This window comes from Nocardia sp. NPDC004604, from assembly GCF_040609795.1.
Classification (GTDB): Bacteria; Actinomycetota; Actinomycetes; order Mycobacteriales; family Mycobacteriaceae; genus Nocardia.
Map to the genome: position 1 here is coordinate 23,503 of NZ_JBEXLC010000094.1, position 11,141 is coordinate 34,643.

The following is an 11,141-nucleotide window of genomic DNA, read 5'->3' on the forward strand; positions in this document are numbered from 1 at the left end:
CTCGGTGTCTGAGACTGCCCGCTTCGAGAATAGAGTGCGACTGAGCCGATTCGTCCGTTCGGCCCGACTCACATGGTGTCGCTGACCAATTGCCAGCACCTCGCCGAGTTCAATAGTTGGCGTGGTCCAGACCCCGACATCGCCGACCAGGGAGTTGCCCATCGCCGATCGCCGGGTGCGGCGAATGCAGCGGGGCGACAAATATCGACTGACCGCGATCGGCGGTTTGGCGGCATTATCGCTGGATGCGCTGTCCAGCGTGGCGTATGGACCCGAGGCGATCGTGCTGGTGCTCGTCGCGGCGGGTGCTGCCGCGGTGTCGTGGACCCTGCCGGTGTCGATGGCGATCGCGGCGCTGTTGCTGGTATTGGTGTTGTCGTATCGGCAGGTTATCGCCGCACATCCGGACGGCGGCGGGTCCTATGCGGTGGCGAAGCAGGAACTCGGCCGCGGCTCCAGCCTGCTCGCGGCGGCGGGTCTGGTGGTGGACTATGTGCTGACCGTCGCGGTGAGTCTCGCCGCCGGTGCGGCCAGTCTGGCCAGCGCGTTTCCGGTACTGGCCGATCATCTGCTGTTGCTCACGCTGACCGGACTCGCACTGCTGACCGTGATCAATCTGATCGGGGTGGCCGAATCGGCGAAAGTGCTGATGGGGCCGGCGCTGCTATTCATTGTCGCGATACTCGCGGTGATCGCGGTCGGATTGTTTCGGCCGGAACCGGTCGCGCTGATCGGCACCGATCTCGGCCCGATCGTGCCCACCGATACCGTCGGAATCCTATTGCTGCTCAAGGCATTCTCCGCGGGCTGCTCGGCGCTGACCGGTGTCGAGGCGATCGCCAATGCGGTGCCCTCGTTCCGAACTCCCGCAGTACAGCGGGCCCAGCACACCGAGGTCGCCCTGGGCGTATTGCTGTGCACGATGCTGCTCGGTCTGGCCTACCTGATTCGCCGTCATCACGCGGTACCACGCGGTGACGTAACCCTGCTCGCCCAACTGACGGCGGCGGCATTCGGCACTGGCTGGGCGTTCTACGTCACCAGTCTGGCCGTCACCCTGGCCCTGTGCCTGGCCGCCAATACCAGCTTCGGTGGGCTGCCGGTGCTGCTGTCACTGCTGGCCAAGGACCACCGCGTCGCGCACCTGTTCGCATTGCGCTCCGAACGCCCGGTATTCCGCTACGGCGTGACGGCCCTTGCCGTCCTGGCGGCCACCGTGCTCCTTGTGGTCCATGCCGAAACCCACCGGTTGCTACCGGTTTACGCGGTCGGCGTCTTCATCGGCTTCACCATCAGCCAGACCGGTCTGGTGCGACACTGGCGCAAAGAACGTGGACCCGGCTGGCTCCCGCGGGCCGCGCTCAATGGTTTCGGCGCGGTGCTCACCGCGGTCGCCGCGGTGGTCCTGCTCATCGAGAAATTCACCGAGGGCGCCTGGCTGCTGCTGATCATCGTGCCCGCATTGGTCATCCTGTTCGCCCGCACCGAGAACTACTACCGCAGCGTCGCCGAACAACTCGGCCTCGGCCGAATCCCGTTCCTGCCACCGCAACCCCCGGACCAGGAACCGATGCTCATCGTTGTCCCGGTGGTCGCGGTCAGCGAGGTCGCCGCCCGCGCCCTGCACACCGCACGAGCCTTCGGCGGTGAAATCGTCGCCGTAGCAGCCGAAATCGACCCTGCCGCCACGCGTCGCCTGAGCACCCAGTGGAGGGAATGGGATCCTGGCGTCCCACTGATGGTGCTCCCCAGTCCCCGCCGCAGCCTCGTCGCCACCCTCGTCGGCTATGTCCGCAACCAAACCCGGAAGGGTCGCCAGGTCACTGTCCTCCTGGCCCAGGTCGAAGCCAATCGCTGGTGGCACCGCCCCCTGCACAACCCGCGCGGCCCCGTCCTGGCCGCCGCCTTGCGCGCCCGCACCGATGCCGTCATCGCGTCGCTGGCGGTCCGGCTGGACTGACCAGCGGGTTGCGTGCTGAAGGTACTATCGCGACACCGACTGCCCGGCCGTGAAATTCGGCGTCGCTCAGCGACCGAACAGCCCGGCGTTGATGCGGAAGTAGAGGTACAGCAAGGGCGGGACCAAGCCGCAGATCAGCAGAAGTAAGGTGCGCCAGTCGGTTCCCAGCATGATATCGCCGCCGGGTCCGGTGAACCCGCAGACGAGGAAGCCGAAGGTCCACGCGCCCAAGGGCAGCAGCGCCGCGCCGATGCGGTGGGTCACCGAGCGGACACCCATGACCAGCGCGATATTCACCACCCCGGCCAACACCGCGGACAGCGGGAAGGCGACGGTATCGATATAGGTGGGGAGGTAGAGGACCTCCAGGGCCAGGGTGACCAGGGCGTCCAAGACCAGGACGCCGATGATCACCGCGCCCAGTCGGAGGGGCTCGGGGGTGCCGTAACCGCGATCCGTTGCCTTCTCGACGTCGACCCTCACGCGACCGGCGGGTAACCGAGGAGGGTGAGCAGATGGCTCTGCATATCGACGAACGAGTACAGCACCGACATGTAGAGGTCGTGCTGTTGCTGCGCGCCGGGGCGCAGACTGTCCACGAAGGCAGCGATGCTGTTCTGCAGGTCCCAGTTGTACATGATCGGAGTCTATTCCGAGATCAGTCACCCTCGATGGGGATGTTCGCGACAACCGGGAATTCGCCGGTGTAGCCGGCGCGCATCGCCGCGATGGCGAGTACCCGTTTGCGGGCGGCGTACCAGCCGATGATCAGCGCCGGAACGATCAGCACCAGCGAGGCGACGGTCCAGGTGCCGACCGGATAGTCGACACCGGTGAGCACCACCACGAAGAACAGGAAGGCCAGCGTGAGCAGGCCGGTCCACGGCGCGCCCCACATGCGGAATTCCGGACGCTCCAGCTTGCCCCGCTGCCACCAGCGCCACAGCTGCAACTGGCACAGCACGATGGTCGCCCAGGAGGCGATGATGCCGAGCGAGGCCATATTCAGCACGATCTCGAAGGCGCGTTCGGGCACGATGCCATTGAGCGCGATGCCACACAGCGCGATCAGACTGGTGAGGATGATGCCGCCGTAGGGCACACCGTTGGCGCCCATCACCCCGGTGAACTTGGGCGCGCTGCCGTTCATCGACATCGACCGCAGGATGCGTCCGGTGGAGTACAGGCCAGCGTTGAGGCTGGAGAAGGCGGCGGTGAGCACGACGAGGTTCATGATGCTGCCGATACCCGGCACGCCGAGCATGGTGAAGAAGGTGACGAACGGGCTCTCACCGGATTTGAAGCTGGTGTAGGGCAGCAGCATTCCGAGCAGTACGAGCGAACCGACATAGAAGACCGCGATCCGCAGGATGACCGAATTGATCGCGCGCGGCATGATCTTGGCCGGATTCTCCGTCTCCCCCGCCGCGGTGCCAACCAATTCGACTGCGGCATAGGCGAATACGACACCGGTGGTGACCACGACCAGCGGCAGGATCCCGGTCGGGAACAGTCCGCCGTGATCGGTGATCACACTCGGACCGGTCGCCGCACCCTGCACGGTGAATCGGCCGATCAAGAATACGGCGCCGATGATCAGGAATGCGCTCAGCGCCGCCACCTTGACCAGCGCGGCCCAGAACTCCATCTCGCCGAACCATTTGACCGAGACCAGATTGACCCCGAGCACGATCACCAGCGCGATGAGCGCGAGCAGCCACTGCGGAATATGGGTGAATCCGGCCCAGTAGTGGAAATACTGAGCAATCGCGGTGGTATCGGCGATTCCGGTCATCGACCAGTTCAGGAAGTACATCCAACCGGCGACGAATGCGGCCTTCTCACCGAAGAATTCGCGGGCGTAGGAGACGAACGAACCGGACGACGGCCGGTGCAGCACCAGCTCACCGAGCGCGCGCAGGATAAAGAAGACGAAGACACCGCATACCGCGTAGACGATGAAAAGTCCTGGTCCCGCGCTCGACAGCCGACCGCCTGCACCGAGGAACAGACCGGTCCCAATGGCACCGCCGATAGCGATCATCTGGAGCTGACGCGGTTTGAGACTCTTGTGGTACCCGTGGTCCTCGATATTCAGGTGAGCCCTGTCGCCAACCGCTGTCATGAACCGCTATCTCCTCATCGATGTGCAAAATCACACAGACGGTACCCGGTGCTATCAACGGCCGCGACAGCAACCCTCAGGCAACAGTCCGTAGCCCTCGAGGTGTCGGGCCGAGACGTGCGCTGCTACAGCCCCGCCAGTAGGTCGTGCTCGCGTCCGTCCGCCCCTACCGGACCCCGGATGCCGCGAACCAGCACGAAGTGCTCCTCCGGAAGTACCGGCTGCGCAACGTTATTGGAGAGCGCGAATTCCCGCCCCGACGGCGCGACGGTCACCTGCGTGGCATGCGCACGCAGCGCCGCCCGCTTGGCGGCCAACGAATCGGATACATCGACGGTGGTCGTCACCGTATGACTCGGCACGCTCGCGAGTTCCCCCGCGGCGGGTAGCCGCCAGCCGGGCGGCAATGCCCCGGGCAGACCGTCCACGGTCCGCCGGGCCAGCGCCTCGGTGTGCAGGCGCAACATATCGGCATCGGTCACCGTCCAATAGAACTTCGGGGTGTCCCAGCCCTGCTCGGCCGCCGCGGTGACCGCCGCCGAGGTGACCCAGTGCGCCCGGATATGGTCCGGATGCCCGTAGCCGCCGCGCGGGTCGTAGCCGATCACCACGGCGGGCCGCAGTTCCAGCACGATCGCGGTGAGCGCGTCCACCGCGGCGGCGCCGGAATGCACGAAGGCCCGCGGATGCTCGGCGGACGCAGTGCCCGCCATACCGGAGTCCCGCCAACGGCCCGCACCGCCGAGGAAGCGCGGCGGTCCGGCCTGCAGCGCGGCCAGCGCCGCGGTCAGCTCGGATATCCGATATCCGCCGAGCTGATCGGCGTGCTCGGCGGTCAACTGCGCCCACTCGTCCCCGATCACCTCACCCTCTTCGCCGAGGGTGCAGGTCACCACGGTCACCGGTACGCCACGGCGGCGGTAGTGCGCGATGGTGCCACCGGTGGAGATGGACTCATCGTCCGGGTGGGCGTGCACCAGCAGCAGTCCACCCGTCATGGGATCCTGCGCCACATCGCGGCATCACCGAAGATGCCGACCTGGATGGCCCCGCTCAACGACGCGCCGTCGACCCGCGGTCCGGATGCGGCGACGACATTGTCCTGCACGATCGGCAGCACCGTGGCCAGCGCCCACAGCCGCGGTTCGGCATCGGCCAGTGCCCGGCCGAGTTCGATACCGCGCAACGCTTCGTCGATCGAGGGCTGCAGTCCGGGATCACAGACGCCGGACAGATTGCTCGGCGCCTTCTTGGCCGCCTCGATGGCGGTCTGCGAATTCCCATTGCTGGCACCGGCTTCCACCGGCGGGCAGCCGTAACGGGAGGCGAGTACGGTGGCCGGATCCGAACCGGCGACCTCCCAGCCGACAATGGCATCGACGGCGCCCTCGGTGAGTTCCTTGCCGTAGAGCGTATCCGCGGGGAGGCTGCGCACACTGGCATCGATTCCGGCACTGCGCAATTGGTCCGCGGCGGTATTGGCGACCGCGAGCGCGGTGGCGTCACCCTGCACCGCACCGATCCGAATCGCCAGCGCCTTGCCGTTTTTCGCGACCGAGCGGGGCCGGGGCGCGGGTGAGGTCGGCGACTGCACCGGCGGCGTCTCCGGCGCACGTCCATATCCCGCCTCGGCGAGCAGCGCGAACGCCTCATCCGCGGACGGGCGCGGCGGCACCGTTGGTGCGTAACCGGGATCGGACGGCGTCAGGATCTGCGCGCGCACCGGCTCGACCCAGCCACCGGTCTGCCCGGCGACGGTGGCCAGCAGCGTCGGATCGATCAGCGCGGTCACCCCGCGGCGCACCCGTGGATCGCTGAGATCACCGCTGCGCCCGTTGATCACGAACTGCAGCTCACGTGATTGCGGCATGATCGCGGTCCGCACCGACGGGATCGCCGCCAGCTGTGCCTGGGTCGCGACACCGCCGTGCACCAGCGCCATCTGGGCATCGCCGGTGCGCAGCGAATCGGCCAGCTGCGCGGGAGTTCCGCCGCGGCGCAGCAGAATCTGGTCCGGCGCCGCGGGCGTGCCCCAATAGCGATCGTTACGTTCGAGCAGAATCTCGTCGCGCCCGCGATCGGTCGATTTGATGCGGAAGTTGCCGCCCGAGACCTGAACTCCCTCGACCAGACCGGTGGCGAAACCGCCGGGCTGATCCTTGATCAGATGTGAGGGCAGCAGATTCGTGAACAGCTCACGCCAGGCCGGATACGGCTCGGTCATCGTGACGGTGACCGTCTTACCGCCGCCGGAGGAGCTGATATCGGCGATGTGCCGATAGCCCGCCGGATCGACGACACCCGGCTGGGTGATCATCTGCTGCCACAGGAATCGGAAGTCCTCCGCGGCAATGGGCGCGCCATCGGACCAGTTCGCCTGGTTGCGCAGCGTGTAGGTGATGGTGAACGGTTCCTGCGCGGTGATATCGGCCGAAACCACCAGCGCCGTATCGGGCACCCACTCGGTGGCGCCGGGCACTGCCGGATTCGGCACCGGCCGGAACGGGCTCGGCAGCACCATCGAACTCACCGCCGCGGTGGCCGGTGACTGATCGGAACGCAGGTGCGGATTGAACCCGATGCCGATGTCGTCGATGGCCACCACGACCGTGTTCTTACCCGGTTTGGCCGGTGTCGTCTTGGGGCTGTCGGTGCTCTCGATCGGCGGTGGCGGATTCGCGGTGCATCCGGCGAGCACCGATGCCACTGATCCGAAGACAGCCAGCGCCGTCATCATGATCAGCATCGTGCGCATCGTCGCGCGTCGTCTAGCCCCCGTGCTCACGTGCCGCACTCTACTTGGCCGCGCCGTCGCTCGGCCACGCAGACCAATCCGATAAAGGGCCATGCCTTTACAGCGCGGCCCGGTCCCGAGCCTTCCGTCTCGACAGCTCGCGCCCGCGTTCGGTGGCGCCCAGGATGACCTTGCGCACCCGGACGATCTCGGGTGTGACCTCGACACATTCATCGGCTGCGCAGAACTCCATCGCCGCCTCCAGGTCGAGTTGCAGCGGCTTGGCCAGCGTCTCCATCACATCGGCGGTCGAGCTGCGCATATTGGTCAGCTTCTTCTCGCGGGTGACATTGATATCGAGATCTTCGGCACGCGGGTTGATGCCGACGATGTGCCCCTCATAGGTGTCCGCACCCGGCTCCACGAAGAACTGACCGCGATCGGCCAGCTGGATCATGGCGAACGGGGTCACCGAACCGGCGCGGTCGGAGACCAGCGAACCGGTGTGGCGGGCGCGGATCTCCCCGGCCCATGGCGCATAGCCGTGCGAGACCGCGTTGGCGATACCGGTGCCGCGGGTTTCGGTGAGGAAGTCGGTGCGGAAGCCGATCAGACCGCGCGAAGGCACGATGAACTCCATCCGCACCCATCCGGCGGCGTGGTTGTTCATCTGCACCATCTTGCCCTTGCGGGCCGCAAGCAACTGGGTGATCGCACCGAGGTACTCGTCGGGGCAGTCGATGGTCAGCTCTTCATAGGGCTCGTGCACCTTGCCGTCGACCTGCCTGGTGACCACCTGCGGCTTGCCGACGGTCAACTCGAAGCCCTCGCGGCGCATCTGCTCGACCAGGATGGCCAGCGCCAGCTCGCCGCGGCCCTGCACCTCCCAGGCATCCGGGCGGCCGATATCCAGCACGCGCAGCGAGACATTGCCGACCAGTTCGGAATCCAGCCGCGACTTCACCATGCGGGCGGTCAGCTTGTGCCCCTGCACCCGGCCGACCAGCGGCGAGGTATTGGTGCCGATGGTGACCGAGATGGCGGGCTCATCGACGGTGATGCGCGGCAGTGCGACGGGGTTGTCGAGGTCGGCCAGGGTATCGCCGATCATGATGTCCGGAATGCCCGCGATGGCGACGATGTCACCGGCCACCGCGACCTCGCCGGGCTGACGCTCGACACCGATGGTCTGCAGCAATTCGGTGATCTTGACCTGTTTGGTGCCGTCGGCGTGCATCCAGGAGACGTTCTGGCCCTTGCGCAGCTCACCGCTGTAGATGCGGACCAGCGCGAGACGGCCGAGGAAGGCCGAGGCGTCGAGGTTAGTGACATGCGCCTGCAGCGGCGCGGCCGGATCGCCCTTGGGCGCCGGGATGTTCTCCATCAGCACGTCGAACAGCGCGTCCAGATTCTCCGCATTCGGCGCGCTGCCGTTCTCGGGCCGTTCCTTGGACGCCTTGCCCTCACGGCCGGAGGCGTAGAGGACCGGCAGGTCCAGCGCGAGTTCGGCGGCCTCCGCGGCCTCGTCGTCCAGATCGGAGGCGAGGTCGAGCAACAGATCGTGGCTCTCCTCGACCACCTCTTCGATCCGGGCGTCCGGACGGTCGGTCTTGTTCACCACCAGGATGACCGGCAACTTCGCGGCCAGCGCCTTGCGCAGCACGAAGCGGGTCTGCGGCAGCGGCCCCTCGGACGCGTCGACCAGCAGCACGACACCGTCGACCATGGACAGACCGCGCTCGACCTCACCACCGAAGTCGGCGTGGCCGGGGGTGTCGATGACATTGATCACGGTGACCGAACCGTCCTGGTGATGCCGGTGCACCGCGGTGTTCTTGGCGAGAATGGTGATGCCCTTCTCGCGCTCCAGGTCGCCGGAGTCCATCACCCGGTCGACCAGCTCGGCCCGCTCGGCGAAGGCGCCCGACTGGCGCAGCATGGCGTCGACCAGCGTCGTCTTACCGTGGTCGACGTGGGCCACGATGGCGACGTTGCGAAAATCGCGTGCAGACGACACGCCTCAATCCTCCTGCTGTTGGGTGTAGATTCCGGCCGACCCCTGCAAACAGGTGGAGAATCGATACTCACCGAGCATTGCGGCCAGCTACACACAGTACCGGTATCCCGTGGCGCCGCAGACCAGGAGTCCACTAAGGGTAAGCTAACCAATCATGGGCAAGGTAAAGGCTAAGAAGGTTTCGAGCCTGAAACCCAAGAAGAAGTGCTGTCGCAAGAAGACGCGCTGCTTGAAGTGCCCTGTCGTCATCATGCGGATGAAACGCCTGGAAGCGGCCGGTTGCTGCGGTAAGGAACTGAAGAAGGGCCTGAAGCGGGCCCGCGCCGCCTGAATCGACGATTTCGCCACACGCTCCGATTTCCGGATGCTTTCGCCGTGCCCGGGGTACAACTCGGATATGAGCGCTCCCAAACTAACTGAGGCAGAACTCACCGAAGCTTTGGCCCAACTGCCGGACTGGACCCACTCCGGCGACACCATCACCCGCACCGTCAAGGCCAAGACCTTCCCCGCGGGCATCGAACTCGTTCGGCAGGTCGCCGAAGTCGCCGAGGCGGCGAACCATCATCCCGATATCGATATCCGCTGGCGTCGGGTGACCTTCACACTGTCCACCCACGACTCGGGCGGACTCACTGCGCTGGACGTGTCGCTGGCTCGCGAGATAGATCGGCTTGCGGCGCAATCCGATTGACCAGACGCCCCGCCCACATCACCCAGACGTAGCAGACCAGCACGCCGAGCACATCGACGGTGCCGAGCCAGGACAGTACCCCTGGCCGCGAGATGGTCCAGATCGACGGCTGCGCGAACGACAGCACCCACGGCACCCCGATCAACGTGGTGACCAACCAATAGCCCGCGAGTATGCGTGCGCCGGGCGCCTGCCGCAGCGGCCCGTACACCAGCCACATCACCGTGGGCAGCAGCCACACGAAGTGATGCGACCACGAGATGGGCGACACCATCAGCCCGAACAGCTGCACGATGATCAGGGTGCCCAACCGGTCATCGGGACCCAGTGCGCGCCAAGCGAAGAAGGCCAGGACGGCGACCACCGCGACGGCCGCCAGCCACCACGGTCCGGATTGGACGTCATGGCCGAGCAGGCGGCTCAGCGCACCGCGCAGCGACTGGTTCCAGACCGAGCCGACCGGACCGATCCGGTCGGCGTCACCGAGCAGGGTGCCGAAGTACCGCTTCGCCTCCTTATGGTTGATCAGGAAGCTGACCCCGACCGTCGCGCCGAATACCACCGCCGACCACAGCGCGGTGCCCCAGCGCCGCCGGGCCACGAAATACAGACCCGAAATCGCCGGCGTCAGTTTGATTCCCGCGATCACACCGATCAGCCCACCGGATAGCCACCAGCGCGAGCTGCGCACCGCGAGCATGGCCCCGAGCACGAGGAACACATTGACCTGGCCGTAGTCGATCGTGGTCCGCACCGGCTCCATCCAGATGCCGATCGCGGTCCACCAGACGGCGGCGGTACGCCACTTCGGCTCGCGCATCCGCTCTTTGCCGAGGATCAACTCGAAGGCGATCCACACCACGACATAGAGCGCGGCGACAATGGCCAGCAGCCAGAGCACCGCGATCACTGTGAACGGCAGATAGTGCAGTGGGAAGAAGACCAGCGCCGCGAACGGCGGATAGGTGAACGGCAGCGGGAAGTCCGGGGTCTTCTCGGCATAGGTGAAGTCGTAGAGCCGGTCGGTCAGCAGATCCGCCGAACCGTCGACATAGACGTGCAGGTCGACGAGATTCATCCCGTTCTTCGACAGCAGCATCCACAGCAGCCTGGCCAACACGGACAGACCGAGCACCGGTACAGCCAATCGGAGGCTTCGGTTCAATTCGCAGGCTTTCGAGTCGGTTCCGGGTCGTCGGCCTGGTCCCGCGAGGGTCGGGCATTCGGCGTCAGAGAGCTGGAGTCTGTGACTACATTAACCGTCGTCTCGATAGATCCCACCAATCCCCTGCACTCCGGTACGACCCGCCGAGCCGACCCGCGTCTCATGGCACTGCGCGTGCGGCTGGGCCAGAATGCGGTAGTTTGCGTAGCCGCAGCGCGCCCCACGCACCAATGCACACCGATAACATTTGCATCACCTTTCACTCTGGTAACAGCAGATGGCGCTACCGTCTGATAACACTGATCGTCCACAACAGAATTAGGGGCTTGGCAGCTGTACAACATGGCGATCATGTCCCTAGATGACAATCAATGCCACAGATCCTACATATTGACCAATATAAATATCTCGATATTCTTTCCTAGTCTTTGCTCTAGCAAAGAACA

At 65.7% G+C, this 11,141-nt stretch carries 10 protein-coding genes and 1 pseudogene; 3 read left to right on the forward strand and 8 right to left on the reverse strand.

Annotated features, from left to right (window positions below; genetic code table 11):
* The first annotated feature begins 184 nt into the window (after positions 1-184).
* On the forward strand, positions 185-1,960 hold the full coding sequence (locus ABZW16_RS29025) for an APC family permease (RefSeq protein ID WP_354959253.1): 1,776 nt from the start codon (positions 185-187) through the stop codon (positions 1,958-1,960).
* Positions 1,961-2,026: 66 nt separating this feature from the next.
* Here the strand turns inward: ABZW16_RS29025 and ABZW16_RS29030 are convergent, their stop codons facing one another.
* The 6 genes from ABZW16_RS29030 to typA all read right to left on the reverse strand — a co-directional run bounded on the left by ABZW16_RS29030 (position 2,027) and on the right by typA (position 8,836).
* A complete protein-coding gene (locus tag ABZW16_RS29030; RefSeq protein WP_354959243.1) occupies positions 2,027-2,443 on the reverse strand; it encodes a hypothetical protein in 417 nt (138 codons plus the stop codon).
* Positions 2,440-2,598 carry a hypothetical protein gene (locus ABZW16_RS29035; protein WP_354959244.1) on the reverse strand — a complete coding sequence of 53 codons (159 nt, stop codon included), beginning with the start codon at positions 2,596-2,598 and terminating at the stop codon, positions 2,440-2,442. Before ABZW16_RS29035 ends, ABZW16_RS29030 begins: the two co-directional genes overlap by 4 nt.
* Before the next feature lie 20 nt (positions 2,599-2,618).
* Positions 2,619-4,085 carry an amino acid permease gene (locus ABZW16_RS29040; RefSeq protein WP_354959245.1) on the reverse strand — a complete coding sequence of 489 codons (1,467 nt, stop codon included), beginning with the start codon at positions 4,083-4,085 and terminating at the stop codon, positions 2,619-2,621.
* Between the two features lie 125 nt (positions 4,086-4,210).
* Positions 4,211-5,083: an N-acetyl-1-D-myo-inositol-2-amino-2-deoxy-alpha-D-glucopyranoside deacetylase gene (gene mshB, locus ABZW16_RS29045; protein WP_354959246.1), complete on the reverse strand. Its 873-nt coding sequence runs from the start codon at positions 5,081-5,083 to the stop codon at positions 4,211-4,213.
* A complete protein-coding gene (locus ABZW16_RS29050; protein ID WP_354959254.1) occupies positions 5,080-6,831 on the reverse strand; it encodes an ABC transporter family substrate-binding protein in 1,752 nt (583 codons plus the stop codon). Before ABZW16_RS29050 ends, mshB begins: the two co-directional genes overlap by 4 nt.
* A gap of 106 nt (positions 6,832-6,937) precedes the next feature.
* Positions 6,938-8,836, reverse strand: coding sequence for a translational GTPase TypA (gene typA / locus ABZW16_RS29055; RefSeq protein WP_354959247.1), 1,899 nt, complete (start codon positions 8,834-8,836; stop codon positions 6,938-6,940).
* Positions 8,837-8,990: 154 nt separating this feature from the next.
* Here typA and ABZW16_RS29060 point away from each other — a divergent pair, with 154 nt between their 5' ends.
* Positions 8,991-9,167 (forward strand): hypothetical protein, encoded by a 177-nt coding sequence (locus tag ABZW16_RS29060; RefSeq protein ID WP_354959248.1) that lies wholly within the window; start codon positions 8,991-8,993, stop codon positions 9,165-9,167.
* A 66-nt stretch (positions 9,168-9,233) separates the two neighbouring features.
* Complete coding sequence (locus ABZW16_RS29065) at positions 9,234-9,530, forward strand: 4a-hydroxytetrahydrobiopterin dehydratase (protein WP_354959249.1); 297 nt, start codon at positions 9,234-9,236, stop codon at positions 9,528-9,530.
* Here the strand turns inward: ABZW16_RS29065 and ABZW16_RS29070 are convergent.
* A complete protein-coding gene (locus ABZW16_RS29070; RefSeq protein ID WP_354959250.1) occupies positions 9,469-10,695 on the reverse strand; it encodes a mannosyltransferase in 1,227 nt (408 codons plus the stop codon). The genes ABZW16_RS29065 and ABZW16_RS29070 overlap by 62 nt on opposite strands.
* 360 nt (positions 10,696-11,055) lie before the next feature.
* Positions 11,056-11,141: pseudogene (locus ABZW16_RS29075) on the reverse strand (cadmium resistance transporter); the annotation flags it as partial.